We start from the raw sequence: 26,375 nt of genomic DNA, 5'->3' as shown, positions 1-26,375 counted from the left end.
CTGGTGCGGCGCCGCAGGACGGGGGTCCGGCACAGCGCCGTAACGCTTCGCCGGGCCGCCACGAGAGGCCCGACCGACCTTGCGGAGGGGCGGGTCAGCCCGGGAAGGACACCACCGAGCGGGCGCCCTCCCCCCTCGCCAGTCGATCGAGGGCGGCGGGCGTCTCGGCCAAGGAGATGCGGTGGGTGATCAGCGGAGTCACGTCGAGATCGCCTGCCAGGACGTCGCGGGCCAGTGCGGGCACGTCGCGGTCGGGATCGGCCGCGCCGTACACCGAGGAGCGCAGCACCCGGCCGGAGTGGAAGACGTCCAGTGCGCTGAGACTGATCACGTCGTCTCGAGCGCCCATGCCGACGACGATCACCCCGCCACCGCGCCGCACCGAGCGCCAGGCGGTCTCGATGGTCGTCGCCCGGCCGACACACTCGAAGGCGTGGTCGACGCCGCGCCCGTCGGTGCGGGCCCGGATCGAGCGGACGAGCCCGCCGTCGGAGACGAGGAAGTCCGTCGCGCCCGCCGCGATCGCGAGTGCGTGCTTGGACTCCGTGACGTCGACCGCCAGGATCTGTTCCGCGCCCGCATCGCGAGCGGCCAGGACGGCGGACAGGCCGACCCCGCCGAGTCCGATCACGACGACGGACTCCCCCGCCGCGACCCGCGCGGTGTTGCGGACGGCGCCGACGCCGGTCAGCACCGCGCAGCCCAGCAGCGCGGCCTGGTCGAAAGGCAGTTCGGCGGGCACCGGGATGACCGCGTGCTGCGGTACCACGACCTCCTCGGCGAGTGCGCCGAGACCGAGCGTGACGTGCAGCGCCGCGCCGTCGGCGGTGGCGCCCCGTGCCGAGGACGGCCTGCCTGCGGTGTCACAGAACCACGGCCTGCCCGCCGCACAATGCCAGCAGGTCCGGCACGCAGGCGACCAGTTGAGCACGACGTGCTCCCCGCCGGAGACGCGATCGGTCCCCGGCCCGACGTCGGTGACGACGCCCGCCGCCTCGTGGCCGAGTGCCAGCGGGAAGGACGGGGCGAGCGTGCCGTTGATCATCGACAGATCGGAGTGGCAGACCCCGGCGGCCCGAATCCGGACCCGGACCTCGCCCGGTCCCGGATCGGGCAGCCGCACCTGTTCCACAGTGGGCGACAGGTCCGCACGACGCGCCAGCAGGGCCGACACGGTGCGTCCGCCGCTCATCGCTGGATCGCCTTCACCTCGGTGAACTCCGCGATGCCGTGCGCGCCCAACTCCCTGCCGAGACCGGACTGGCGGTAGCCGCCGAAGGGCGCGGCGGGGTTGAACGCACCGCCGTTGACGTCGACCGCGCCGGTACGCAGCGACCGCGCCACCGCCAGCGCCCGTTCGGCGTCGGCGGACCAGACCGCTCCGGCGAGGCCGTAGCGCGAGTTGTTGGCCACCGCGACGGCCTCGGCGTCGTCGGCGACGGGGATGATCGCCAGGACCGGGCCGAAGACCTCCTCCTGAGCGAGCGCGCCGTCGGGATCGACGTCGGCGAACACGGTGGGGGCGACGAAATGGCCCTGCGCGGGCACTTCGGCGTCGGATCCGCCGATCACCAGCCTGGCTCCGTCGGCGACGGCGCGGTCGACGTGGCCGAGTACCCGATCACGCTGCGCGGCCGAGACCAGCGGGCCGAGGCGGGTCTGCGGGGCGACGGGGTCGCCGAGGGTGAAGCGGCGGGCGGACTGCTCGGCCAGTTCGACGGCCTCGGCATACCGGCTGCGGTCCACCAGCATCCGACTCCACGCGGTGCAGGTCTGGCCGGAGTTGAGGAAGGCCTTGCCGACGCCTGCACGGACGGCGGCGGGCAGGTCGGCGTCAGCCAGGACGAGGTTGGCCGACTTGCCCCCCAACTCCAGGGCGACGCGGGCGATCCGATCGGCGGCCAGGTGGGAGATCCGGGCGCCGACGGCCGTGGAGCCGGTGAAGGAGACCATGTCGACGTCCCGGTGCCCGGCCAGCGCCTCGCCGACCACCGGACCGGTGCCGACGACCAGGTTGAGCACGCCGGGCGGCAGTCCCGCCTCGTGGACGGCGTCGAAGAAGAGGTACGCCGTCAGCGGGGTCACCTCGCTGGGCTTGAGGACCACCGGACAGCCCGCCGCCAGCGCGGGCGCCACCTTGGCGACCACCTGATGCAGCGGGTAGTTCCACGGGGTGATCGCGGCGACGACCCCGACGGGCTCCCGGACCACCAGGGAGTTGCCGACGGTCTCCTCCGCTGGCGGCCGGGCGGCCGTCTCGGCGATGCCGCGCAACACCGTCAGCGGCATTCCGACATGCACGGCGGCGGCCACCCGCTGCGGCGCACCGAGTTCCCGGCCGATGGTGGCGGCGAGGTCCTCGGCCCGCGCCGCGACCGCGTCGGCCAGTCGGGCGAGGTGCTCGGCCCGCACGGCGGGCGGGGTGGCCGCCCACGGCGTCGCGGCGGCACGGGCGGCGGCCACCGCCCGGTCCACGTCCCGTACGGACCCGGCGGGCACCGTGGCGATGATCCGCTCGGTGTAGGGGTTCTCGACGGGGATGACGCCCCCGCCGAGCGGCTCCGTCCACTGTCCGTCCAGATAGAACCTGCTGCGGTCGGCGGCTCGCGCCGCCCCGGCTGATGTGGCGACGTCTGCGCTGGTCATGGCATCCCTGCTCGTCGAACGGCCGAGGGTGAGCGACGAAAGTGGACTAGCGCCGCTAGTTTTCACCTTAGCGCCGCGACCGCCTCGCCGATAGAGGCTGCGGCCGGGAGGTGCGCCGACGGCGGGCGGCGCGGGAGAGCGGCTCGACACGACGACCGTCGAGGCGACGGCGACGAAGTCGGGGGAAGGCGAAGACAGAGCCGGGAGGACAGCGGCAGCGGCGAGGTCGGCAACGGCGCGACGACGTCCGACGACGCGAGATTCGAAAACCCACGCTGCCCGACGTGATCACCTCCGCACGCGGCAAGGCACGGGAGCGAACCGGACTCGAGCAGGCCGCCCACCCCCGCGGGACGGGCGGACGGCGGACGGCACTGCGACGCTCCGGCCGTCGAACCGACGATCCGCCCAGGAGGACGCGCGCCCTGCGGCGTCGAGGCGGCTGCTCGGCGCCGAACCGCCGCATCGGCCGCCGGGAGGCATGGAGGCCACTCGGAACCGGCGCTCCCGCGATCGGGAGCACACCCCGCCCCGGCTAAGGCCGGGCCTGTCCGGTCGTCGCAGATCCGCCCGTCGCCGAACTACCCGCCGCAGGCGGCAGCGGGCCGACGACCTCCGCGTAGACCTGACTCAGCCCGGCGAGCAGCATGTCGACCCCCAGCGCGAAGGCGCCCTCGTCGACGCTGCGCTGGTGATCGGCGAGCAGGTGCGCCTGCGACAGGTGCGGGTACCGCTCCTCCTCGTACAGCGCGGGATCGGCCTCGAAGCCCCTGGCGAAGGAGCCCAGCGCCGAACCCGCGACGACGTAGCGCATCACGGCGCCGATGTGGGTGGCCCGCGCGGGCGGCCAGCCCGCGTCGACCAGGCCGCCGTAGACCGCGTCCGCCATCGCCAACGCGGCGGGCCGCCTGCCCGGCCCTCGTGCCAGGACCGGCACGATGTTGGGGTGCGCGGCCAGGGCGTCGCGATAGGAGTGCGCCCATCGGCGCAGCGCCGTCCGCCAGTCGTGTTCGGCGAAGAAGGAGACGTCGACCTGCGCGATGATCTCGTCCGCGACGGCGTCGAGTATCTCGTTCTTGGTCGCGAAGTGGTTGTAGAGCGAGGGCCCCCGGACGCCCAGTTCGAGGGCGAGGCGTCGCGTGGAGAACGCATCGAGCCCGTCGGCGTCGATCAGCACCGTGGCGGCCTCCACGATGCGGGCCCTGCTCAGCCGGGGCTGACGCGGCCGAGCCATACCGACCTCCTCGGCGGCGGGGACGACGACCGCCGCGCACGGAACTCTGTCACATCACCCCTGGACGCCGATAAACTTCCAGCGCTAGTTTATGGGGGATCACGATTTCCAGGGGCTGTTCCCAGGGCACGATTCCCGGCACACGATTCCCAGGGCACGGAGGCGAGATGGACCTGACCCTCTCATCGGAGCAGGCGGCGCTGCGCCGCCTCGCCGCCGACTTCGTCGACCGTGAGGTGGTGCCGCATGCCGCCGACTGGGACCGTCGCGAGTCGATCGACCTCGAGCTGATCCCCCGCCTCGGTGAGGTGGGGTTCCTCGGCATGACCATCCCCGAGTCCTACGGCGGCTCCGGCGGAGATCACCTGTCCTACTGCCTCGTGCTGGAGGAGCTGGGACGGGCGGACTCCTCGGTGCGCGGGGTGGTCTCGGTGTCCCTCGGCCTGGTGGCCGCCTCGATCCTGGCGTACGGCACGGAGGCACAGCGCCGCTGGTGGCTGCCCAGGCTGTGCTCCGGGGAGGCGCTGGGGTGCTTCGCACTGTCCGAACCGGACACCGGATCGGATGCAGGCTCGCTGCGGACCCGTGCGAGCAGGCAGGACGACGGCTGGCTGCTCACCGGGGCGAAGACGTTCATCACCAACGGCACCTGGGCGCAGGTCTGCGTGGTCTTCGCCAGGACCGGCGGTCCGGGCCCTCGGGGGATCACGGCGTTCCTGGTGCCCGCCGACTCCCCCGGTCTGACCCGCCGCGAGATCCACGGCAAACTCGGCCTGCGCGGCCAGGCGACCGCCGAGCTGACCTTCGACGACGTGCTGCTGCCCGACTCCGCCCGGCTGGGCGAGGTCGACCGGGGCTTCGGCATCGCGATGTCCGCCCTGGCCAAGGGCCGGATGTCGGTGGCGGCCGGGTGCGTCGGAGTGGCGCAGGGCGCACTCGACGCCGCGGTGGCCTACTCCCGAGAGCGCGAGCAGTTCGGCAAGCCCGTCGCGGGCCACCAGCTCGTGCAACGACTGATCGCCTCGATCGCCGTGGACGCCGCCGCCGCGCGCCTGCTGGTCTGGCGGGTGGCCGATCTCCTGGACCGTGGCCAGCCCTTCGAGACCGAGTCCTCGATGGCCAAGCTCTTCGCCAGCGAGGCCGCCGTGCGCGCCGCCGACAACGCGGTGCAGGTCTTCGGCGGCGCGGGCTATCTCGACGAGTTCCCGGTGGCCAAGTATCTGCGGGACGCCCGCGTCACCACGCTCTACGAAGGCACCACCGAGATCCAACAGCTGATCATCGGCCGGGCGCTGACCGGCATCGGCGCCTTCAGATAGGTCGGCGCCGCCTGCCGAGGGCCGCCGTTCCTGCCGCGGCGGACCGATCCCACGGGCGCCGAGCGCACCCCACCTTCCGCCCGACCATCCCGCCGCCCGTCCCCTCCGAGGAGCCCGACCATGCGTGCCGTCCACTTCGTCGCCGCCCGTCGCACCCCGATCGGCCGACTGCGCGGGGCACTGCGCGCCGTCCGACCCGACGATCTGGCCGCCCAGGTCATCGCGGGCCTGCTCGCCGACGTGCCGGCCATGGACCCGGCGAGGATCGACGACGTCTACTGGGGCGCGGCCAATCAGTCCGGTGAGGACAATCGGAACGTGGCCAGGATGGCCGTGCTGCTCGCGGGCCTGCCGGACTCGGTGCCGGGGGCGACGGTGAACCGGTTGTGCGCCTCCGGGCTGGAGGCGGTGATCACCGGCGCTCGGGCGATCGCCGCAGGCGAGGCCGAGGTCGTGCTGGCGGGCGGTTCGGAGTCCATGAGTCGAGCCCCGTTCGTGCTACCGCGTCCCGCCGACGGTCTGCCTCACACGATGGAACTGGCCGACACCAGGCTGGGCTGGCGGCTGGTCAACGAGAAGGCGGGCGAGCGACACGGCGTGCTGGCGATGGGCGAGACGGCCGAGGAGGTGGCGACCCGGTGCTCGATCTCACGGGAGCGTCAGGACGCCTTCGCGCTGCGCAGCCATCGCCGGGCGGCCGAGGCTCGGGCAGCAGGCCGCTTCGACGACGAGCTGCTGCCGGTCCGCACCCCCGACGGCGATCTCGTCGACGCCGACGAGGGCATCCGGGAGGACACCTCGCCTGCGCGACTCGCGAGCCTGCGCCCCGCGTTCCGCGCCGGGGGCACCGTGACGGCGGGCAACTCCTCGCCGCTGAACGACGGCGCCGCAGGCCTGCTGCTGGTGAGCGACTCGGCGCTGGCCGATCTCGGGGTCACGCCGTTCGGCCGCTACGCGGGAGGCGCCAGCGTCGGCGTGCACCCCGACGTCATGGGGCTGGGACCGGTGCCCGCCGTCCGCGCCGTGACCGCCAGGACGGGCCGACGCGTGGCGGACCTGGACGCGGTGGAGGTCAACGAGGCGTTCGCGGCGCAGACGCTCGCCGTCGTCGATGCGCTCGACCTGCCTGCGGAGCTGGTCAACCCCGACGGCGGAGCCATCGCCCTCGGGCATCCCCTCGGCTGTTCCGGCGCTCGAATCCTGACCACCCTGCTGCACCGCATGCGGCGGACCGGCGCGAGGCGAGGACTGGCGACGCTGTGCGTCGGCGTCGGACAGGGCACGGCGATGCTGATCGACCGCGATTGATCAACGAAAGGCCTGCGGCGGCATGGCATCAAGAGCCACCGAAGACGCCACCCCGACCGCCGACACACCCGTGAGAGACGACCGAGACGTCACATCATCGAGAGAGGGATCACCGTGAGCAGATTCGCCGAACGGATCGCCGTCGTCACCGGTGCCGCGCAGGGCATCGGCGCCGCCACGGCGCGCAGGCTGGCCGCCGACGGGGCGTCGGTGGCCGTGGTCGACCTGACCGAGGACCGGGCCAGGCCCGTCGCGGCGGAGATCGTCGAGGCGGGCGGCACCGCCGTCGCGATCGGCTGCGACGTCGCGGTGGAGCGTGACGTGGCGGCGATGACCGCCCAGGTCCTCGACCGCTTCGGCAGGCTGGACATCCTGGTCAACAACGCCGGGATCACCAGGGACAACCTGTTGTTCAAGATGCCCGCCGCCGAGTGGGACGCAGTCATCTCGACCAATCTGACCAGCATGTTCCTCTGCTGCCACGCGGCGCAGCAGCCCATGGTGGCCGCCGGATACGGCCGCATCGTCAATCTCAGCAGCCGCTCGGCGCTGGGCGCCAGAGGCCAGGTCAACTACGCGGCGGCCAAGGCGGGCGTCCAGGGCCTGACGGCGACGCTGGCCATCGAGCTGGGCCCCTTCGGGGTGACGGTCAACGCCGTGGCACCCGGCTACATCGCCACCGCGATGACGGCGGCCACCGCCCAGCGCGTGGGGCTGGAGGCCGACGATCACCAGCAGCGGGCCGCGACACAGATCCCGCTGCGCCGGGTGGGACAACCGACGGAGGTGGCCGAGGTGATCGCCTTCCTCGCCTCCGACGCGGCGTCCTACGTCAGCGGCCAGACGCTCTACGTCAACGGCGGTGCGCGGTGACCGCCCGAGGCGATGCCGAAGACGATCGCGTTCCCGGCCCACGTGCGGCGGTTTCCCAGGACCCGGCCGGAGCGGGTGACGCGGCGGTCGGGGCGGGCGCGCGGTCGGCGGCTCCGGAGCCGACCTCGGACGCGGTCCCGTTGCGCGTCTTCGCCTCGTTCGCCGAGCTGTCCGAGGCGGTGGGCATCGTGATCGGCCCCGGCCCGTGGGAGTCGATCGAGCAGGCCCGCGTCGACGCCTTCGCCGAGGCCACCGAGGATCGACAGTGGATTCACACCGATCCGGAGCGGGCGGCGGACGGCCCGTTCGGCGGGACCGTCGCGCACGGCTACCTGACCCTGTCGCTGCTGCCGATGCTCAACCGGGGCCTGTACCGGGTGGCGGGCGTGCGGACCGGGGTGAACTACGGACTCAACCGCGTGCGGTTCCCGGCACCGCTGCGCACCGGCAGCGCGGTCCGGGCCACCAGCCGGATCGACGAGGCGACGCCGCTCGGAGACGGCGCCCTCCAGCTCGTCGCGACCGTCACCGTCACGGCGCGAGACGCCGAGCGCCCGTGCTGTGTCGCGCAGACCGTCTCCCGGCTGTACCCGGCCGAGTGATCTCGCTCGCACGGCGCGGCCACTCCTCGGCCGCCCGTGCGGGCCCGGCCCGCCGCGACGCCGGCCCGCCCGCCGCCCGCCGCCCGCCGGAGAGGGCCTCACGGCAAGACTCGGCGGGCCTCCAGCGCGAGGGACAGCTCAACGAGGTCGCGGGGCCGGTTCAGCGATCGGCCGGTGAGCTGCTCGAAGCGGCGTAGTCGGTTGAGCACGGTGTTGCGGTGGCAGAACAGCAGACTGCCTGCTCGCAGCGCCGATCCGTCGCTGTCGAGCCAGGCGGTCACCGTCGACAGCAGCAGTTCCCGGTCGGGCGCGTCCAGCGCGAGGACGGGGCCGAGGGCGCGCTCGACGAGCGCGGCGCCCAGATCCGGGCAGGAGACGGCCATTGCGGCGGGCAGGTGGTCGTGCAGCAGCGCCGCCTCGCCGTCCCGAGTGCAGGTGGTCACCGCGATCTCGGCGAGCCGACAGGCCGAGCCCAGCGCCGCGAGTCCGCCCGCCACCGGGCTGATGCCCGCTCGCCCGCCTGCGGGAACCCGCAGCGATCGGGCCAGTTCCTCGAGGCCGCGTTCGGCGCCGAGCAGCACGATGCCCCGATCGGACTCCGCGCCGATGTGCCAGACGATCCGCGCGCCCGCGACCTCCGGCGGTAGGAAGGAGCCCCGGTAGGAGCTGCGTTCGCCGCCGGTCACGACGACCACCGCGTAGCGGCCGTGTTCCGGCAGGTCGAGCGCGGCGGCGACCGCCGGGACGTCGGCGATGCGCGCAGCCCCGTCGAGCACGGCTCCCACCAGGGCCCGCAGCCGCTCGTGGCGGCGCCTGGTCAGCCTGGTCTCCACCTGCCGGTAGGCCTCGGCGACCAGTCCACAGTGCTCGTCGACGAAGTTCCAGACGTCAGCCGCCACGTGGACGAGCAGGTGGACGTCGTCGGGATCGTTCCGGGTCGCGGTCTCCACCAGGCCCTGCCAGACGATGCCGCCGCCCAGCCGGAAGGCGTGCAGCAGCGCGTCCAGCGGAATGCCCTGTTCGGCACGCAGCGCGCCGATCCGCCAAGAGCACCGCCGCGCGGGCTCCCTGGTCTCCTTCGGCCGCAGCAGGGCACGCACGTTGTTCTCCAGGGACTCGTGCACCTCCTGCCACAGCTCATCACGGTCCACCGCCGCCGCTCGGTAGGCCGACTCCTGCGCCCGCAGCGAGGTCACCAGCCGATCGGTCAGCTCGGGGAGTTCGCCGAGCAGCACGGCGGCGGTCCGGTGCAGCAGCGCGACCGCCGTGCCGTCCGCCCTGGACCGGATGGGCGGTCTGGCCTCGGGCAGGCCGGGCAGCGACCGGGCGTCCAGCCGGGCGGATCGTGAGGACGCCGACCCGTGCTGCGGCTCGACGCGGCGCAGCCTGCCGCCGAACATCGGCGGCCCGACGGGCTCTGACGACTCGGCGCCCGTGCGGCCCGCCGTCATCGGTCTCACCATGGCTCTCCCTCGACCTCGACATGGGCGCTGATTCACGGCTCTCGACTCGCGGACTTCCGCCGCTTCCGCCGCATCGGTCCCCGGGCGCGGCGGGTCGTCGGCGGAGGCAGGCTCGACCCGCGGCGGGGCGCGACGCCGCCCGGAGCACGGTCGGCCCGGCGGCCGCTCGGGGGCGCCCGACCCTGTCGAGGCGGCGACCCGCCTCACCGCAGGCCCGCCCCTGGTCGCCCCGACCCGGACACGGCGGGTCCTCGCGGCGCATGCGGGGTGGTCTCCTGCGGGGTCGTCCCACCCGGAGGTCGGCGGCGCCGCACCCCCGCCGCGCCGGGCGGCTCCTGGCGGGCAGGCACCTCGACCACGTCGTCGCCCGTCTCCGCCGCCAGGACGTGCACCAGCTCGACGCGAGACCGCACCCCGAGCGCGGCGAACACGTTGCGCAGGTGGTGGTCGATGGTGCGCGGGCTCAGGCACAGCGTCGAGGCGACCTCGCGATTGGTCGCGCCCGCCGCGACCTGGCGGGAGATGCGGAGCTGCTGCGGGGTGAGCCTGCCCAGCAGTCCGCCTCGGCCGCCCGTCGCCGCACCCGTCGCGCGCAGCTCGTCCCGGACCCGGTCGGCCCAGATCCGGGCCCCACAGCTCTCGAAATGCCGCAGCGCGCCGCGCAGCTGCTCCCTGGCCTCCCGTGGGCGTCGCCGCCTGCGGAGGAACTCGCCGTGCAGGCGTCGGGTCCTGGCGCACTCGAACTCCGTTCCCACGGCCTCGTGCAGCCGCAGTGCCGCGCCGAACAGGGCGTCCGCCTCGGCCGGGTCCGCGTCGAGCAGCGCCCGACAGCGCAACGCCTGCGCGAGGGCCACCGTGTCCCCGACCGCGCGGACCCGCTGCTCGAAGCGCCGCAGCAGCCCGCCGACGGGCCGAGGATCCCGGGCAAGGACCGAGGCCTCCACCAGACACGGCACGGCCAGGAACCGCACCGCGAAATGACTGTGCCCGGATCTGCCCTGTACCAGCGGAAACAGTCGATCCGCCGCCTCCTTCGGGCGGGACAGCGACAGATCGAGCCGCGCGAGACTCCATTCGGCCAGACTCACGGCCAACGAGAGTCCTCGGGCTCGGCCCGTCGCGATGACGGCGGCCGCGTGCTCTCGGCAGGCGACGGCGTCCCCCGCGACGGCGGCGGACATCGCCAACGCGGCCCGCAGATGCAGTGCGCAGTTGCCCTGCCCCGCTGTCCGGGCGGCGGCCAGCCCCGCCACGGCGTGCTCGGCCGCCCTGGCATGTTCACCGAGGCGCAGCTCCGCGTAGACGAGCAGTTCCAAGGCCCGAGGGACGATCGCCGTCCGACCGCCCGCTCTGGCCCGCGCCACCGCCCGGCTGCCCGCCTGCCTGGCCAGGGCCGATGCGCCGAGGATCGCGGCGCTGGTCGCGATGTCGAGCAGGACCTCCGGCGCGGCCTCGCCCGCCGCCCGGCGGCGCAGTTCGCGCACGGTGGCGGTCGCGGCACGGTGATCACCGCGCAAGACGGGGAGCAGACCGGCGGCGTCGTCCACCCGCCGAGGCGGTGTCGGGGCATCGGCGCGCAACGCCGCGACGGCGCCCGTCACCGTCGCCAGGCCGCGACGATCACCCGCCGTCCAACAGGCCTCCGCCGTCTTCGCGAGCGCCTCGGCCGCCAGACCGGGCGCAGACTCGCTCAGCAGAGCCGCCGCCAGGAGCAGGGCCTCCCGCGCGTCCTCGACGATGCCGTCCCGCAGTTCGACGATCCCCCGGAGGTACTCGGTCCGGCCCCGCAGCGTCGCCGACCTCGTCGAGGCTCCGGATCGAGCGAGCAGCGACCTGACCTGGTCGGTCCGGCCCGCCGCCCAGGCGTGCTCGGCGGCGCGGATCAGCCGGGCGCCGCGACGATCCCGGTCCCCGGTCAGCTCCGCAGCCCTGGACAACGCGTCCGAGCAGGCGGACGCGGCAGCCGTGCAGGCGTCGCCGTCGGACCCGACGCGGTCGACCGCCGCCTCGATCGCGTCCGCCAGAGCGGCATCGGGGCCGACGGCGCAGGCCGCGCGATGCCGCAGCGCGCGCAGCGACCGCTCCGGATCGTCCGCCACGGCGGCCAGCAGCCCGTGCGCCGACCGACGTCTGGCCTGCGACTCGCCCCGGTACACGGCCTCGGGCAGGAGTCGGTCCGCGAAGCCGAGACCGGGTCCGTCCACCCGCACCAGGCCCGCGGCCTCGGCGGGTTCCAGGCAACTCGGGTGCAGTCCGGCCCGCTCGGCCGCGCGCAGCAGGACACCGACGTCCACGACGCCCTCGATCTCCAATTCCACTGCGGCGAGTAGAAGCAGCAGCCGGGTGTCACCGGGCAGCCCGTCCAGCCGGGTCCTGACCAGCCACGACAGCGACGCCGCTGGCAGCAGGTGCCGGGGCAGCGGGACGAGGCCTGCGAGCTGGCCGGGTGCGAGCCCGGCGACCAGTTCGGTGAGGAGCCGGGGGACGCCCCGGCCGCTGTGCAGCAGCAGCTCACGAACCGTCGGTCGCAGCGGGCCTGCCACGAGGTCGTCCAGCATCGCGGCGGCGTCGGACTCGGTGAGCGGCCGGAGCCTGCGCACCGGGATCTCCGGCGGCCATCGCCGGGCGTCCTGGCGCGCCGTCAGCAGCACGGTCACCCCGTGGGCGGGCGTCAGTCGGCGGACGGCGAAGGAGAGGGCCGCGCGGGAGGCCGGGTCCAACTGGTCGGCGTCGTCGACGCAGCACAGCAGGCCGCCCTCGGCCGCCAGGCCTGCCAACGCGTGCAGCAGTGCTCGGCCGACGCGGCCCGCGTCCGTCTCGGGCGACTCGCGGGGAGTAGGGACCGACTGCGCCATGAGTCCCGGCGACGGTGCAGAGCGCGCCGAGCGGGGTCGCCGGGCGGGAGCGTCGACGGCGGCCACGACCGGAACGACGGCACTCGCCTCGTGATCCACGGGGTCGACGTCCTGGTCGACGAGGTCCATGGCGGCCAGCAGCGGCCGGGTCCGGGAGTCACCGACGGCGTGCAGCCGGTCGGCGACCGGACGCAGCAGCGCGTGCAGCCCGCTGTGTCGCAGACTCGACTCGGCGGCCACCGCACAGGTGCGCAGCACCGTGGCAGCCGGGATGCACCGGGCGCCGTGCTCCAGCAGGGTGGTCCGGCCCAGTCCCGGAGAACCCAGGATGAGCAGCGCACCGCCGCGCCCGTCACGCGCCTGCCTGCGCAGCTCGTCGATCGCCGTTCGTTCGGCGGCCCGGCCGTGTACTCGGATACCGACCGCCCTGTCAGGCACTCCGATCACCCTGATCAAGTTACGCACGGGTTACGTGCCGGGGAAGAGGCGACGGCACGGCCGGTTCCCCGGCCCGCCCTCGTCCTGAACCGTGACGGCCGGTGAAAGGCACTGGTCAGGGCTCCGTCGTCATCGGGTCCGCTCCAGCAGGCGCAAGCGCCACGCTGTGACCGCTCACATCGGAGTGCCCGCGCTCCTGGGCACCGTGACAGACCGGAGCCGCTGGGCTGCGGCGACCGGCGGATCGGCCCTCGCTGCGGGAGTTCGCCATGCTGAGCCACCTCGGCCGGGCTCGTCGCCGTGGTTCCGGCGTCGCTCACGCAACGCGGGCGGCGGGGTCGACGGCTCGTCTTCGCCGGTGCGCAGCGGCGACGCGATGGGCGGCGTGGGGCGGCCCCACCGCCGCGTTCGACCGCGCGGAACAGGCGCAGCGACTCGACGAGCAATCCGTTCGCCGTCGGCGCGGCCTGCGCCCACCGTCGAGGCCGCCCCCCGTCGGTCGCGTACTGCCCATGACGAGGCTCAGCTCCGGTGTCCCCGCGAGTGGCTCGTGCCCATAGTGGACGGACCCGTTGCCGCCACGCCTGCCGGGCCGCGACACGGACGGAGGCAGACGTGGGCCGCCGCCGAGTCGCCGTGGCATGGCTTCCTCCGGCGGCAGGGAACCCTTTCTCCGGACCGCCGCCGGGCAGCTCCGCCCGGCGCTCGCCCCCTCAGCGGCCCGGCTCGACGACGAGCCTGCCGACCGTGCGGCCGTCGGCCAGCCGCTGGAGCGCATCGGGGACGGCGGCCAGGCCGACCCGCTCGGCGACCAGCGGACGCACCGTCCCCTCGCCCGCCATCCGACTCAACTCCAGATGTGCCGCCGCCACCGCGTTCGGGTCGCGGCGGGCGTACAGCCCCCAGTGCAGGCCCAGGATCGAGTAGTTCTTCACCAGCGCGTGATTGAGGCCGGGCTGCGGGATCACCCCGCCCGCGAAGCCCACCACGACGATGCGTCCCTCGAAGGCGATGCACTTGGTGGAGCGCTGGTAGGAGTCACCGCCGACGGGGTCGTAGACCACGTCGGCGCCCCGGCCGTCGGTGGCCTCCTTCACCACGTCGACGAAGTCCGCCTCGCCCCGCACCACGACGATGTCGGCCCCCGACTCCCGCGCCACCTCGGCCTTGGCGGCACTGCCGACGACCCCGATGACGGTGGCGCCCGCCGCCGCGCCGAGCTGGACGGCGGCGCTGCCGACCCCGCCCGCGGCGGCATGGACGAGCAGGACCTCGCCCGCCCGCAGCGCCGCCCGCCGATGCAGACCGAACCAGCCGGTCTGATAACCGATGCACAGCGCGGAGGCCTCCGCGTCGCTGAGCACCGCCGGAGCGGGCAGGGCGGCCTCGGCGGCCATCACGGTGTACTCGCCGAAGGCACCGCGCGGCAGCACCGACAGGCCGATCACCCGGTCCCCCACCCTGTGCCCGTAGGCCTCCGGCCCGATCGCGACGACCTCGCCGCACAACTCGACGCCGGGGGTGAAGGGCAGCGGCGGCCGCACCTGGTACCGACCCCGGCAGAGCAGGACGTCGGCGAAGTTGACGGCGGCGGCGAGCACCCGCACCCGAATCTGCCCTGGGCCGGGTGCCGGGACGTCGACGTCCTCCTCGACGAGCACCGCACCCGGTTCGCCGTGTTCGTGGACCTGCCAGACCCGCACGAGTCCTCCTCGGTGACGAGGGCGGGCGCCCCGCGCAGGGGCCCGCCGAGTTCTGCAACGCTGTGCGGGCGGTCGGCGTCCGGCCTGCCCGACCCGCAGGCGCCGACGGCGATGCCGATCGGCCTGGGAACGAGAGCAGCCGATCAGCCGCCGTGGGGCCTGGTCTGCTCGCCCGACGCGACGGCCGCAGCCTCCCCCGCCGCCGGCGCTCCCGGCTCCGACGAGTCCGACTCCCCCGCCCCGGACTCGGACTCGGCGGCGGCGTACCGGCGGCGCAGCTCCCGCTTGAGGACCTTGCCGCTGGGGCCGAGCGGCAGCTCGGAGACCAGCTCGACCAGCCGGGGGTACTTGTGTCTGCCGATGCGGTCGGTCGCCCACTCCACGAGCTGCGCGGCGGTCGGCGGCGCGGCGGGATCGGCGGCCACCACGACGGCGCACACCTCCTCCCCGTGCCGAGGGTGCGGCAGACCGATCACCGCCACCTGCCTGATCCCCGGATGACGCATGAGGGCGTCCTCGACCTCGCTGGGATAGACGTTGAACCCGCCCCGGATGATGACGTCCTTGGTCCGGTCGACCACCGTGATGAAGCCGTCGGCGTCCTTGGTTCCCAGGTCCCCGCTGCGGAACCAGCCGTCCACGACGGCCTCGGCCGTCGCCTCGGGACGGTTGTGATAGCCGAGGAACACGTTGTGCCCCCGGATCACGATCTCCCCCAGCTCGCCCGTCGGCAGCAGTTCGATGCTCCCGAGCACGTCATGCCGGGCGATCTCCACCTCCACGCCCCAGATCGGATGGCCCACGGTGCCCGGCCGGGTGCCCATCCTCGGCTGATTGGTGGTGGCGGTCGGCGAGGTCTCGGACAGGCCGTAGCCCTCGTAGACGGTGGTCTCGAACCGCTGCTCGAACTGCTCCAGCACCGCCGAGGGCAGCGAGGCCCCGCCGGAGACGCTCAGGCGCAGCGACGGCAGCGCCGCGCGGGGCAGCGTGCGGGCCGCCGCCAGCAAGGCGACGTACATCGTCGGCACGCCGTGGAAGATCGTGACGTGGTGTTCCACCATCAGTTCGAGCGCGGCGACGGGCTCGAAGCGCCGCATCAGCACGAGCGTGGCGCCGACCCGGAACGCGGTGTTCATCGCGACCGTCTGCCCGAAGGCGTGGAAGAGCGGCAGACAGCCCATGACGACGTCCACCTGCCGGGTGTCGTTGGCGTCGTAGGCGTTGACGGTGGCGTTCATGACCAGGTTGAGCTGGCTGAGTACGGCACCCTTGGGCGTCCCGGTGGTCCCGCTGGTGTAGAGGATCACCGCCGGGTCCTCGGCCGACCGGGTGCACAGCGTCGCCAGTGGGCTCACCCGCCCCGCGACGTCCTCCAGCCTCGGCGGCCCGTCGCCCTCGGGGGCCCCGACGGTGACCACCGGCAGGTCGAGGGCCGCGCCGCCGCGCACGGCGGCCGGGGCGAGCGCCCGATCGCTGAGCAGCAGTGTCGAACCGCTGTCCCGCAGCACATGTGCGATCTCCTGCGGGGCGAGCAGCAGGTGGACCGGGACGACGACGGCCCCGGCGGTGAGCACGGCGAAGTAGGCGCGAGGGAAGTCGGCCGAGTTGGCCGCCATCAACGCGACCCGGTCGCCCGGCCGGACGCCGAGTTCCCGCAGCCCGGCGGCCAGCGAACGGACCTCGGCCCACAACTCGGCGTAGGTGAGACGGACGGCGTCGTCGATCACGGCCACCCGATCGGGATGGGTGCGGGCGGCCTCGGCCAGGATGCAGGCCAGCGACAGAGACATGGACCCTCCAGAAGTCGTCGACGAAGAGGTCACCTCAGCCGAGGTGGCCGCCGATCTTGGTGTGTCCGCGCAACAGGTCGCGGGAGATGATCAGCCGCAGCATCTCGTCGGTGCCCTCGAAGATGCGGAACAGCCGGACCTGCCGGTACCACTTCTCGATGGGCAGCTCACGGGTGTAGCCGATGCCGCCGTGGATCTGCATCACCCGGTCGACGACCCGGTTGACCATGGCCGCGCCGAACAGCTTGGCCTGGGCCGAGGCGTGCCGGGGGTCGATGCCCTGATCGACGGTCCACGCGGCCCGCAGCACGAGCGCCCTGGCCGCCTCCAGCTCCACCTCGGAGTCGGCGATCATCCACTGGACGGCCTGGTTGGAACCGATGGTCCGGCCGAACGTCTCCCTGGTGTTGGCGTACTCCACCGCCATGCCCAGCGCCCGCTCGGCGATGCCGATCCCCTGGGAGGGAATGGCGTAGCGGCCCTTGCCGATCCACTGCATGCCCAGCGTGAAGCCCTGGCCGATCTCGCCGAGGACGTTGCGGCCGGGCACCCGGACGTCGTCGAAGACCAGCGCGGCGGGGCCGCCCTCGCCCATCGTGTCGATGTACTCCGATCGCCAGCCCATCTCGCGGTCGACGAGGAAGGCGGTGGAGCCGCCCCTGGCGCCCAGGTCGGGGTCGGTGACGGCCACGACGATGGCGAAGTCGGCCTCGTTCCCGCCGGTGATGAAGACCTTCTCGCCGCGCAGTATCCAGTCGTCGCCGTCCCGGCGGGCGGTCATCCTGATGTTGGCCGCATCCGAGCCCGCGCTGGGTTCGGTGATCGCGAAGCAGGAGAGCCGATCGCCCGCGATCGTGGGCAGCAGGTATTCGGCCTGCTGCTGTTCGGTTCCGTGATAGAGGATGTTGTCGGCGTCGCCGCCGAAGCGGAACGGCACGTGGGAGCGACCGGTCTCGGTCCAGATCAGCGACTGGGTGACGGCGGGCAGGTCCATGCCGCCGTGGCGTTCCGGCGTCGACAGGCCCCAGAAGCCGAACTCCTTGGCCTTGAGCTGAAGCGCTCGCAGCTCGGCGCGTTCCAGCCCCGGCAGGCCACGGCGTTCGCGGCGCAGTGCCTCCTGTTCGAGCGGCATGACCTCCTTGGCCATGAACACGCGGACCGTGTCGCGGATCGCCTGCTGTTCGTCGGTGAGCGAGAAGTCCATCGATACTCCGGTTCGTGACGGATGGTCGTCGCGGCGGGAGGCACGTCCGGCCTCCCCATGTTCAGCCGGACGTCGGGAAGGTGTAGTCGTCGACGGCGGGCGCCCGGCTCGCCGACTCGATCTCGACCAGCCCGCCGTCGGCGCCGACCTCGGGCCGCAGCAGGTAGGAGTCGAAGGACGGCGGGCGGTTCGGGTCGGAGAAGTCCATGGCCATGCCCAGGTCGCCTTCGACGAGTCCCTGGGTCCGGTGGGCGGCGATGATGCCCGCCCGGCTGAGATCGCCCTGGTCGCAGGCGATGCGCAGGGCCTCGGCGAGGAACTCCATCACGCCGTACCCGGAGAGGACGCCGCCGTCGATGGACTCGCCCGGATAGGCCGACTGGTAGGACTCGACCAGCTCGCGGACGCCGGGGATGTCGCTGGAGGCCGCAGGTGCGCCGCTGACCATGACGAACAGTCCCTCCAGCGCGGGCGCCGCCGCCGTCTCCAGAAGCTGGGAGGCGTAGGCGGGGGTGGAGCCGATCACCGGAACCTCCCAGCCGCTCGCTGCGGCCACGCCGACGAAGGAGGCGGTCTGTGCGGGACCGGCGCTGAACAGCACGGCGGTCACCCCGGCCTCGCGCAGCGCGGTGACCTGGGCGCTCATGTCCTGATCGGTGGGCATGACCCGCTGCTCGACGATCGTCAGTCCCTCGCGTTCGGCGGCGAAGGTCGAGCCGCTCAGCGCGTTCTCGCCGTACTCGTTCTCGAAGAAGACGTGCCCGATCGCGTCGCCCTCGGCGACCAGCGAGCTCCGCAGCAGGTAGTCGACCGCGTTGATCATGTCGACGCAGCAGGATGTCGACGCCGATGGTGACGATCGCCAGCACGTGGGTCTCGGCGGGTCGACGTCGCATGCAGACCAGTTCGATCAGCCCGGCCAGCGCGGCCGAGGCGAGGACCGCCGTGGCCAGCGCGCCGAGGAAGCCGAGCGGCTCGTGCAGCACGGCGGTCAGGTAGCCGCCGAACAGCAGCAGCGAGCCGTGGGCGAAGTTCATCACCCCCGAGGCCCGGAAGATCACCACGAAGCCGACCGCGATCAGCGCATACACCGAGCCGAGCGACAGCCCGGTGAGCAGCACCTCTGCCAGGGTGGTCATCGGTCCTCACCGGCCTCGGTGCCGGGCGGCCGCGCCCGGTCCGGCGTCGGCTCGGGCGGGTGGGACTCGGCCTGCCTGCTCGGCGCGGCAGGCGTCGGTGCCGATGCCGCCGGGCGGGCGTCGGTGCCTGCGCCGAGGTAGGCCCGGATCACCTCGGGATCGCGCTGGACGCGTCGAGGAGTGCCGCAGGCGATCCGACGGCCGAAGTCGAGCACCGTGACCTCATCGGCGATCCGCATGATCAAGCCCATGTCGTGCTCGACGACCAGAACGGACAGGCCCAGCGCCGCGCGCACCTCGGCGATGGTGGCGGCCATGCGCTGCCGTTCCGCGGTGTTCATCCCCGCCACGGGCTCGTCGAGCAGCAGCAGCCTCGGCTCCATGCACAGCGCCCTGGCCAGCTCGACCCGTTTGCGGTCTCCGTAGGACAACAGGTCGACCGGCGTGTGGAACAGCCTGCCGAGGTCGACGAAGTCGGCGATCTCCCTGGCCCGCTCCCGATGAATCCGCTGTTCGCGGGCCACACCGGGCAGCCCCAGCGCGGTGGCGGTGAACCCTGCCCTGGTCAGGACATGCCTGCCGAGCATGAGGTTCTCGGCGACCGTGCCTCTGGTCAGCACGATGTTCTGGAAGGTGCGGGCGACGCCGAGGGCGGCGATGCGGTGCGGCGGGCGGCCGGTCAGCTCCTTCTCGCCGAAGCGGACCGTCCCCGAGTCCGGCGGGCACACCCCGGACAGGACGTTGAAGAACGTGGACTTCCCGGCGCCGTTCGGTCCGATCAGCGCGTGCACGCTGCCGGGCTCCACCGTGAGGTCGACGCCGTCCAGGGCGAGCAGGCCCGCGAAGCGCACCGTCACGGCGCGGGCGACGAGTCGCTCCGCCCCGGCATCGGTCGACGCCGGGGTCGGCCCCGGGGCGGCCGTGTCCTGGTTCATCGCCGCCACCGCCGGAGGGTGCGGACCGGCCGGTCTGGCGCTGGCGACGCTGATTCGTCCCCCGCCTCGGCGGCCTCGGACGACTCCGGCGCCTCGGGCGCCTCGCCGAGATAGAGCCTGCGCACCTCGTCGGTCGCGGCCAGTCGCGCGGCGGGGCCCGCCAGGCGCACCCGCCCGACGTCCAGCACGTAGGCGTGGCGGGCCAGTCGCAGGGCGGTCGCGGCATTCTGCTCGACGAGCAGCACTCCGACGCCCTGCCGGTTGATCTCGGTGATCACCTCGGCGATCAACGAGACCATGCGCGGGGCCAGACCCAGCGACGGCTCGTCGAGCAGCAGCAGCCTCGGCTCGGCCATCAGTGCGCGACCGATGGCGAGCATCTGCTGCTCGCCGCCGGAGAGCAGCCCTGCGCGCTGCCCTCGTCGATCGGCCAGCACCGGGAACAGGGCGAACACCCGGTCGAGGGCGGTCGAGATCCGGGCCGCTCGGCCGGAACCGCGCAGGCCGAGCGTGCCCGCGCGGAGGTTCTCCGCGACGGTGAGTCCGGCGAAGACCCGCCGTCCCTCCGGGACCTGCACGACGCCCGCTCGCACGGCGGCCGCCGGGTCGCGGCCGGTCAACGCCGTCTCCTCGACGGTGATGCGCCCGCCGTCCACCGTGCCGCCGTGCAGCGGCAGCGTGCCGGAGACGGCCCGCAGCAGCGACGTCTTTCCCGCCCCGTTGGCGCCGAGCACGGCGACGACCGCGCCGTGCGGCACCTCGATGCTCACCGCGCGGACCGCCCGGACGGCCCGTCCGTAGGTGACGTCGAGATCGCGCAGGCGCAGCAGCGCCGAGTCGTCGCCGCTCGACGCCGATTCGGCGGTCGCGCTCATGTCGCTCCCTCGCGTCGGGTGTGCCCGGGTGATCTGGCCTGGCCGACGGCGGCAGGTCGCCGGGGTCGGGCCGTCGAGCGTTTCGGTGAGCACTCATTCACCTCCGATGGCCGCTGGTCAGGGGCTTGGTGTCCACCGGCCCTGGTCGCACGGGGTCCGGGTCCACGACCCCTGTTCGCCAGGCCGCTGTCAGCTCCGCCGCGCCGGACACGCGGGGCGGGCGGCCCCGACTCGCCCGGCGTCGGGCGGAAGGTGTGACCACGACAACACGGGGTGCGCAGGCGTTCCAGGCCGGCCGAGGAGATCGGGGCAGCCGCCCAGGAAGCAGCCGACCGCCGTGTGAGAGCGCACAGGATCACGTGGGCGGCCTCGGACGGCCGGGGACACTCGACGCTCGACGTCGCCTGCGCGAGACCGGGCGACGGGCCGTCGTACGGTGTCCTGGTCCTGGTTCTGGTGCCCGGTTTCCGGCGGCTGGTCGGCGGCCGTCCCGGCCCCGTCTGGGCCTGCGGTGCAGGACCGGCGGCAGGCGCGGGAGGCCGGCGCGCGAGAGAGCGCCGCGCGAGCCGGGTGATCGAAGCGGCCGGGGAGTGTTCGGAGGGCGGAAGATCGTCATGGACGCCGTGGGGCCGACGGCCCAGCGTCGAGCGTGGACGGACGCGGTGTCCCATCGACCGGGGAGGGACCATCATCGACACGGTGAACGAGAACGAGCGAGACGAGGCCGCCGCCGGCCGGGCCGCACATCCCGAGGCCGCCGAGCACCCCGCGCGAACAGACCCGGCCGATCCGCCCGGCCTGCACCTGGCGCGGCTGCGCGAGCACCTCGGCCGAGAACTGCCGGGCGGTGTCATGGGCGAGCTGACGGCGCGACTGCTGCCGGGCGGCCGGTCCAACCTCACCTACGAGGTGTCGGACCAGGCGGGCGGCCGGTGGGCGGTCCGCAGGCCGCCGCTCGGGCACGTGCTGCCCACCGCGCACGACATGGGTCGGGAGTTCCGAGTGATCAGCGCGCTGCGCGCCACGCCGGTTCCGGTGCCCGACGCGCTGCTGCTGTGCCGGGACGAGGCCGTCGTCGGGGCGCCCTTCTTCGTCATGGAGTTCGTCGACGGCCTCGGCGCGCTGGACGTGCCCGAGCTGCGGGCCCTCGGTGCGGACGGGGCGGCGCTGATCGGCCGCGAACTGGTGGATCGGCTGGTGGCGCTGCACTCGGTCGATCAAGAACAGGTCGGCCTCGGCGACTTCGGCAGGCCTGCGGGATTCCTGGATCGCCAGCTCCGGCGCTGGCGCACGCAGCTCGAATCCTCCCGCAGCCGTCCCACCGGCACGCTCGACGCCCTGCACGCCGAGCTGGGCCGCGAGCTGCCGCGTTCGCAGGCGTCCACCGTCGTGCACGGCGACTACCGGGTGGACAACACGATCTTCGGCCCGGACAAGCGGATGCGGGCGATCCTCGACTGGGAGATGGCCACGCTGGGCGATCCGCTCGCCGACCTCGGGATGCTGCTGGTCTACGGCAGGCGGGCGCCGCTGGACGGCAACGCACCGGTCAACGCCGCCACCGTCCCCGGCTTCCCCACCGAGTCCGACCTCGTCGAGGGCTATGCCGCGGCGTCGGGTCGCGACGTCGAGGGTCTCGCCTGGTACGTGGGGCTCGGGTTCTTCAAGCTCGCGGTGATCATGGAGGGAATCCACTATCGACATCAGCTCGGTCAGACGGCGGGCAGCGGTTTCGACGGCATCGGCGAGCTGGTCGAGCCGCTGGCACTGGCGGGACGCGCCGCGTTGCACGACCAGGTCTGACACCGGCTCTCAACCGGGTGCGGCCGTGCGCTCCCCGTCGCGCGGCCTGCCCGGTCGGCCGGGCCTGGGCGGGCGGGCTCGGAGCCCGATCGACGGCGGCTTCGGACCGGGGACGGGGCGAGCGGACCGCAGGGACGGCGCACAGCGTCGACCGCAGCCGACTGGGCGGGTGCACCGGGTCGCACCGGAGGCGATCGGCGCCGAGCGCGTCGGTCTCGTCGATCGTCCACGGTGCGGACCAGCGACGACATCGCTCGGCATCGTCAGGGGCGACGGTCCGGCGCGGCAGGCGGACGATCACGTCGAGGGCAGACGCGGCCGACGAGGCGTGCTTTCATCCGAGCCGACGATCAGCTCTCGGCAGGAGGTCTGCCGGAGCGGGAACGTGGTTCGGCGCCGTCGACAGGCGACGTCGGCTCGGCTCGGAGTCTCGACGAGGAGCCTGCGTCGTGGCAGGCCGTCTCGACCCGGCGAGCGGACGGCCGCGACGGGCGACCAGCCCGGTGACCGCGCGAGGAGAGATCGCAGACGAGACCGAGTCGCCCACGACGGCGACGCGACGGCCCGCATCGCAGGCGGGGACGGAAGGCGAGGGTGAAGCAGCGATGTCGACTCCCTATTCGATCGACGATCGGATCGCGGTCGTCACGGGCGGCGCATCCGGAATCGGAGCCGCCCTGGCCCGCAGGCTGGCCGCCGAGGGTGCCCGCGCCGTCGTGGTCGCCGACCGGGCCGGTGACTCGGCGGCCGAGGTGGCCGCGACGCTGCCCGACGGGGTCGGGGTCGCACTGGAGTGGACGTCACCGACGGGGACGCGGTCGGGACGGCCGTCGAACGCCTCGAAGCCGAGATCGGCCCGATCGACGTGTGGTGCTCCAACGCGGGCATCGCCCGCGGGCGCGGGCTCGGGGATCTCGCCGACTGGGCCGCCTCGTGGGAGGTCCACGTGCTGGCGCACGTCCACGCCGCCACGCACGTGCTGCCCAGGATGGTCGCCAGGGACCGCGGGCGGCTCGTCCTGACGGCCTCGGCCGCCGGGCTGCTGACCAACATCGACTCGGCGCCCTACAGCGTCACCAAGCACGGGACCGTGGCGCTGGCCGAATGGCTGGCGATCACCTGCCCCGCCGAGGGCGTCGCCGTCTCCTGCCTCTCGCCGCAGGGCGTGCGCACTCCGATGCTCGACGAGGCGGGTCCGGACTCCGCCACGCTCGCCGCCGGGGAGGTCCTCACCGCCGAGCAGGTCGCCGAGGACGTGGTGACGGCCCTACGCAGCGGCGCGTTCCAGATCCTGCCGCACCCGAGGGTCGCCGAGTACGAACGCCGTCGAGCCGACGACCGAGAACGGTGGCTGGGATCGATGCGCCGCGCCCACCGACGGCTGGTCGCCCTCCGGGCCGAGGGCTGAGCGGGCGTGTCAGGGCTCCGCCGCCGCAGCGTTCTCGGCCGCCCCGCGACGACGCGCGCGGGTCGGGTACCCCGATCCGCCGACGCCGACCGGGAGCCCGTGGTCAAGCCTGCGCCCGCGTCAGGGAGGCGCCACCGAATCGGACGCGAGTCCGGCCTGCGGGTCGCGGTATGGCGCGGCGCGCGGATCGACGAGGCCGAGGCCGAGAGTCGCAGGCGCGGGCCCTCGTCGATGCCGCGCAGGCGATCGATGCGAGCACGGGGAGATCAAGACACCGCACCAGAGTGTCGAGAAGCCGGCAGGGTCGACAGCGAAGGCAGCGCCGTGGCCACGACGGCATCGACCGGCCAGACAGCGTCGACGGACACGGCAGCGAACGCACCGACGGTCAAGGAGCGGCAATGGACCCGAAGACAATGGACGGCACCCCGATCAAGGCGCGGCGGTTCGCCGGGCAGGTCGCGCTGATCACCGGCGCGAGCCGGGGCATCGGTCGGGCGATCGCGAGCAGGCTCGTCGCCGAGGGCGCGCGGGTCTGCCTCACCGGTCGTGATCCCGAGTCGCTCGCCGAGGCGGTGACCGGCCTCGGCGGCCCGGAGCACGCGATCGGCGTGGCGGGACGCAGCGACGACCCGGCGCATCGGACTGCGGCGGTCGCGACGACCGTCGAGACCTTCGGCAGGCTGGACGTCCTGGTCAACAACGCGGGCACCAATCCGGTGCACGGGCCGCTGCTGGACGCCGAACCGGCAGCGGTGCGCAAGACCTTCGAGGTCAACGTCTTCGCGGTCCTCGGCTGGGTCCAGGAGGCCCACCGCGCCTGGCTGGGCGAGCACGGCGGGCGCATCGTCTGCGTCTCCTCGGTGTCCGGGCTGCGGCCCGCGCCCGGCATCGGCGTGTACGGCGCGTCCAAGGCCGCGCTGATCCGACTCACCGAACAGCTCGCCGTCGAGCTCGCGCCGAAGATCCGGGTCAACGCGCTGGCACCGGCCGTGGTCAAGACCAGGTTCGCCGCCGCCCTGTACGAGGGCCGCGAGTCGCAGGTGGCGGCGGGCTATCCGCTCGGCAGGCTCGGCGTGCCCGCCGACGTCGCCGACGCCGCCGCCTTCCTCGCCGCCGAGGAGTCGTCCTGGATCACCGGCCAGACCCTCGTCGTCGACGGCGGCGTGACCCTGCGCTGACCCGACCCGATCCGCCGCACCCGACCGTCCGCGCCACCGCCGCGATCCGCGCAGGCCGGGCGACATCGGTCCGGACCCGACCGAACCCCGCCCAGATCCATCAGCCGCCGAGACGAGAGGCCAGGAGACATCGTGGACTTCGCGCACGATCATCGCACCGAAGAGCTGCGGGCGACGCTGCTCGCGTTCATGGACGAGTTCGTCTACCCGGCGGAGCAGGCCACGGCCCAGGCCGACGAGGCGAGAGGCCCGATCTGGGCGCGGCCGCCGGTGCTGCGGGAGCTGCGGGCCGAGGCGCGGCGGCGAGGCCTGTGGAACCTGTTCCTGCCGGGCGAGCACGGCGCGGGCCTGACCAACCTCCAGTACGCGCCGCTCGCAGAGATCACCGGGCGCAGTCCCCGGCTCGCGCCGGAGGCGCTGAACTGCGCGGCGCCGGACACCGGGAACATGGAGATCCTGGCCGTGGCCGGGAACGAGGAACAGCGACGACGCTGGCTCGCCCCGCTGCTGGCCGGCGAGATCCGCTCGGCCTTCGCGATGACCGAACCCGACGTCGCCTCCTCGGACGCGACCAACATCGCCACCAGCATCACGCGGCGCGGCGACCAGTGGGTCGTGAACGGCCACAAGTGGTTCATCTCCGGTGCGATGGACCCGGAGTGCAGGCTGCTGATCGTGATGGGCCGCACCGCCGAGGACGGCCCGGTGCGTGACCGCCAGAGCATGATCCTGGTGCCCGCCGACACCCCCGGCGTCGAGATCCACCGGGGCATGAGCCAGTTCGGCTATTCCGATGACGATCACGGCGGGCACGCCGAGATCACCTTCACCGATGTGGCGGTGCCCGTCGACCACCTGCTCGGCGAGCCGGGTTCGGGCTTCGCCATCGCCCAGGCCCGCCTCGGTCCCGGTCGCATCCACCACTGCATGCGGCTGATCGGCATGGCGGAACGAGCGATGGAACTCGTCCGCGACCGCGCCGTGACGCGGACCGCCTTCGGCAGGCCGCTGGCCGACCAGGGCGTCGTGCAGGAATGGGCCGCCGAGTCGCGAGTCCGGATCGAGCAGGCCCGGCTGCTGGTGTTGAAGGCGGCGTGGCTGATGGACACCGTCGGGAACCGGGCCGCGCACACCGAGATCCAGGCGATCAAGATCGCCGTGCCGCGCGCGGTCGAGTGGATCCTCGACAAGGCGGTGCAGCTGCACGGCGCGGCCGGAGTCAGCCAGGACCTGCCGCTGGCCCGGTTCTGGGCCATCGCCCGGTCGCTGCGGCTGGCCGACGGGCCGGACGAGGTCCATCTCCGCTCGCTGGGCCGCCGCGAACTGGCTCCCCGCACCGCACACTGACCGCCCGCCTACTCCGGCCGCCCGGAAGCTCGGTGCGCCACGGCTCAGGCCGGGCGCACCGCCGCCGTCTCGTCCGTCCGGCCCGCTGCCCGGTCGCGACGACCACCGGGCCAACACCGGCCGCCGAGCACCCCGTTTCCCGCCGACACGGCCGCCACAGTGGACTGACGGCGCGGCGGGGTGACATGCTCGCTCGGCGACCATGCAGACCCAGCAGGCAGGCCGGGAAGGTGGACAGTGATGATCCGAGGA

At 73.7% G+C, this 26,375-nt stretch carries 19 protein-coding genes and 2 pseudogenes; 9 read left to right on the top strand and 12 right to left on the bottom strand.

The features are described 5' to 3' along the window. Positions 1 to 94: 94 nt before the first annotated feature. From UA74_RS13690 to UA74_RS13680, 3 genes are all read right to left on the bottom strand, one after another. Positions 95 to 1,192 carry an alcohol dehydrogenase catalytic domain-containing protein gene (locus tag UA74_RS13690; RefSeq protein ID WP_075740573.1) on the bottom strand — a complete coding sequence of 366 codons (1,098 nt, stop codon included), beginning with the start codon at positions 1,190 to 1,192 and terminating at the stop codon, positions 95 to 97. Next, positions 1,189 to 2,646: an aldehyde dehydrogenase family protein gene (locus tag UA74_RS13685; protein ID WP_083683188.1), complete on the bottom strand. Its 1,458-nt coding sequence runs from the start codon at positions 2,644 to 2,646 to the stop codon at positions 1,189 to 1,191. The genes UA74_RS13690 and UA74_RS13685 overlap by 4 nt, the downstream gene beginning before the upstream one ends. 535 nt (positions 2,647 to 3,181) lie before the next feature. Continuing rightward, positions 3,182 to 3,880 (bottom strand): TetR/AcrR family transcriptional regulator C-terminal domain-containing protein, encoded by a 699-nt coding sequence (locus UA74_RS13680; protein WP_075740572.1) that lies wholly within the window; start codon positions 3,878 to 3,880, stop codon positions 3,182 to 3,184. Between the two features lie 167 nt (positions 3,881 to 4,047). Between UA74_RS13680 and UA74_RS13675 the strand changes: the two genes are divergently transcribed. The 4 genes from UA74_RS13675 to UA74_RS13660 all read left to right on the top strand — a co-directional run bounded on the left by UA74_RS13675 (position 4,048) and on the right by UA74_RS13660 (position 7,982). Next, complete coding sequence (locus tag UA74_RS13675) at positions 4,048 to 5,199, top strand: acyl-CoA dehydrogenase family protein (RefSeq protein WP_075764503.1); 1,152 nt, start codon at positions 4,048 to 4,050, stop codon at positions 5,197 to 5,199. A gap of 120 nt (positions 5,200 to 5,319) precedes the next feature. Further along, a complete protein-coding gene (locus UA74_RS13670; RefSeq protein ID WP_075764501.1) occupies positions 5,320 to 6,507 on the top strand; it encodes a thiolase family protein in 1,188 nt (395 codons plus the stop codon). A gap of 114 nt (positions 6,508 to 6,621) precedes the next feature. Then, entirely contained in the window at positions 6,622 to 7,380 is a 759-nt protein-coding gene (fabG, locus tag UA74_RS13665) for a 3-oxoacyl-ACP reductase FabG (RefSeq protein WP_075764500.1), read from the top strand. Then, positions 7,377 to 7,982, top strand: coding sequence for a MaoC family dehydratase (locus UA74_RS13660; protein WP_318533301.1), 606 nt, complete (start codon positions 7,377 to 7,379; stop codon positions 7,980 to 7,982). Before fabG ends, UA74_RS13660 begins: the two co-directional genes overlap by 4 nt. A gap of 98 nt (positions 7,983 to 8,080) precedes the next feature. Here UA74_RS13660 and UA74_RS13655 read toward each other — a convergent pair whose 3' ends face one another. From UA74_RS13655 to UA74_RS13615, 9 genes and pseudogenes are all read right to left on the bottom strand, one after another. Then, positions 8,081 to 9,445: a PucR family transcriptional regulator gene (locus UA74_RS13655; protein WP_198043016.1), complete on the bottom strand. Its 1,365-nt coding sequence runs from the start codon at positions 9,443 to 9,445 to the stop codon at positions 8,081 to 8,083. Positions 9,446 to 9,648: 203 nt separating this feature from the next. Continuing rightward, a complete protein-coding gene (locus UA74_RS13650) occupies positions 9,649 to 12,738 on the bottom strand; it encodes a helix-turn-helix transcriptional regulator (protein ID WP_198043015.1) in 3,090 nt (1,029 codons plus the stop codon). 713 nt (positions 12,739 to 13,451) lie between these two features. Beyond that, positions 13,452 to 14,441: an NADPH:quinone oxidoreductase family protein gene (locus tag UA74_RS13645; RefSeq protein ID WP_075764497.1), complete on the bottom strand. Its 990-nt coding sequence runs from the start codon at positions 14,439 to 14,441 to the stop codon at positions 13,452 to 13,454. 143 nt (positions 14,442 to 14,584) lie between these two features. Further along, on the bottom strand, positions 14,585 to 16,231 hold the full coding sequence (locus UA74_RS13640; RefSeq protein ID WP_075764495.1) for a long-chain-fatty-acid--CoA ligase: 1,647 nt from the start codon (positions 16,229 to 16,231) through the stop codon (positions 14,585 to 14,587). A 34-nt stretch (positions 16,232 to 16,265) separates the two neighbouring features. Continuing rightward, positions 16,266 to 17,435 carry an acyl-CoA dehydrogenase family protein gene (locus tag UA74_RS13635; protein ID WP_075740565.1) on the bottom strand — a complete coding sequence of 390 codons (1,170 nt, stop codon included), beginning with the start codon at positions 17,433 to 17,435 and terminating at the stop codon, positions 16,266 to 16,268. A 61-nt stretch (positions 17,436 to 17,496) separates the two neighbouring features. Next, a complete protein-coding gene (locus tag UA74_RS13630) occupies positions 17,497 to 18,258 on the bottom strand; it encodes an ABC transporter substrate-binding protein (protein WP_075764493.1) in 762 nt (253 codons plus the stop codon). Positions 18,259 to 18,292: 34 nt separating this feature from the next. Continuing rightward, positions 18,293 to 18,574 (bottom strand): annotated as a pseudogene (locus UA74_RS13625) (ABC transporter permease subunit); the annotation flags it as partial. Then, entirely contained in the window at positions 18,571 to 19,509 is a 939-nt protein-coding gene (locus tag UA74_RS13620) for an ABC transporter ATP-binding protein (RefSeq protein WP_083684040.1), read from the bottom strand. The pseudogene UA74_RS13625 and the gene UA74_RS13620, both read right to left, overlap by 4 nt. After that, on the bottom strand, positions 19,506 to 20,339 hold the full coding sequence (locus UA74_RS13615; RefSeq protein ID WP_198043102.1) for an ABC transporter ATP-binding protein: 834 nt from the start codon (positions 20,337 to 20,339) through the stop codon (positions 19,506 to 19,508). Before UA74_RS13615 ends, UA74_RS13620 begins: the two co-directional genes overlap by 4 nt. Before the next feature lie 843 nt (positions 20,340 to 21,182). On the opposite strand from UA74_RS13615, the gene UA74_RS13610 reads away from it, so the two are divergent. The 5 genes and pseudogenes from UA74_RS13610 (at position 21,183) to UA74_RS13595 (ending at position 26,123) form a co-directional block, all read left to right on the top strand. Next, entirely contained in the window at positions 21,183 to 22,187 is a 1,005-nt protein-coding gene (locus UA74_RS13610) for a phosphotransferase family protein (protein ID WP_075743786.1), read from the top strand. A gap of 605 nt (positions 22,188 to 22,792) precedes the next feature. Then, positions 22,793 to 22,900, top strand: a pseudogene (locus UA74_RS33920) (SDR family NAD(P)-dependent oxidoreductase); the annotation flags it as partial. Positions 22,901 to 22,980: 80 nt separating this feature from the next. Further along, the gene (locus UA74_RS13605; RefSeq protein ID WP_250637854.1) at positions 22,981 to 23,595 is read left to right on the top strand and encodes an SDR family oxidoreductase; all 615 of its coding nucleotides are present in this window, start codon (positions 22,981 to 22,983) and stop codon (positions 23,593 to 23,595) included. Positions 23,596 to 23,996: 401 nt separating this feature from the next. After that, entirely contained in the window at positions 23,997 to 24,776 is a 780-nt protein-coding gene (locus UA74_RS13600) for an SDR family oxidoreductase (protein ID WP_232237747.1), read from the top strand. Between the two features lie 132 nt (positions 24,777 to 24,908). Beyond that, on the top strand, positions 24,909 to 26,123 hold the full coding sequence (locus tag UA74_RS13595; protein WP_075740558.1) for an acyl-CoA dehydrogenase family protein: 1,215 nt from the start codon (positions 24,909 to 24,911) through the stop codon (positions 26,121 to 26,123). The last annotated feature ends 252 nt before the right edge of the window (positions 26,124 to 26,375 follow it).

The sequence above is a fragment of the Actinoalloteichus fjordicus genome (genome assembly GCF_001941625.1).
In the GTDB taxonomy this organism is placed as follows: Bacteria; Actinomycetota; Actinomycetes; order Mycobacteriales; family Pseudonocardiaceae; genus Actinoalloteichus_A; species Actinoalloteichus_A fjordicus.
This window is presented reverse-complemented; position numbering and strand designations above follow the sequence as displayed.

Excerpts from the sequence above, each read along its gene's own strand:
- UA74_RS13600 (WP_232237747.1), top strand. The coding sequence starts at position 23,997 with ATGGACCCGAAGACAATGGACGGCACCCCGATCAAGGCGCGGCGGTTC.
- UA74_RS13640 (WP_075764495.1), bottom strand. The coding sequence starts at position 16,231 with ATGTCTCTGTCGCTGGCCTGCATCCTGGCCGAGGCCGCCCGCACCCAT.
- UA74_RS13635 (WP_075740565.1), bottom strand. The coding sequence starts at position 17,435 with ATGGACTTCTCGCTCACCGACGAACAGCAGGCGATCCGCGACACGGTC.
- UA74_RS13680 (WP_075740572.1), bottom strand. The coding sequence starts at position 3,880 with ATGGCTCGGCCGCGTCAGCCCCGGCTGAGCAGGGCCCGCATCGTGGAG.
- UA74_RS13655 (WP_198043016.1), bottom strand. The coding sequence starts at position 9,445 with ATGGTGAGACCGATGACGGCGGGCCGCACGGGCGCCGAGTCGTCAGAG.
- UA74_RS13670 (WP_075764501.1), top strand. The coding sequence starts at position 5,320 with ATGCGTGCCGTCCACTTCGTCGCCGCCCGTCGCACCCCGATCGGCCGA.
- UA74_RS13630 (WP_075764493.1), bottom strand. The coding sequence starts at position 18,258 with ATGATCAACGCGGTCGACTACCTGCTGCGGAGCTCGCTGGTCGCCGAG.
- UA74_RS13675 (WP_075764503.1), top strand. The coding sequence starts at position 4,048 with ATGGACCTGACCCTCTCATCGGAGCAGGCGGCGCTGCGCCGCCTCGCC.
- UA74_RS13620 (WP_083684040.1), bottom strand. The coding sequence starts at position 19,509 with ATGAACCAGGACACGGCCGCCCCGGGGCCGACCCCGGCGTCGACCGAT.
- UA74_RS13690 (WP_075740573.1), bottom strand. The coding sequence starts at position 1,192 with ATGAGCGGCGGACGCACCGTGTCGGCCCTGCTGGCGCGTCGTGCGGAC.
- UA74_RS13685 (WP_083683188.1), bottom strand. The coding sequence starts at position 2,646 with ATGACCAGCGCAGACGTCGCCACATCAGCCGGGGCGGCGCGAGCCGCC.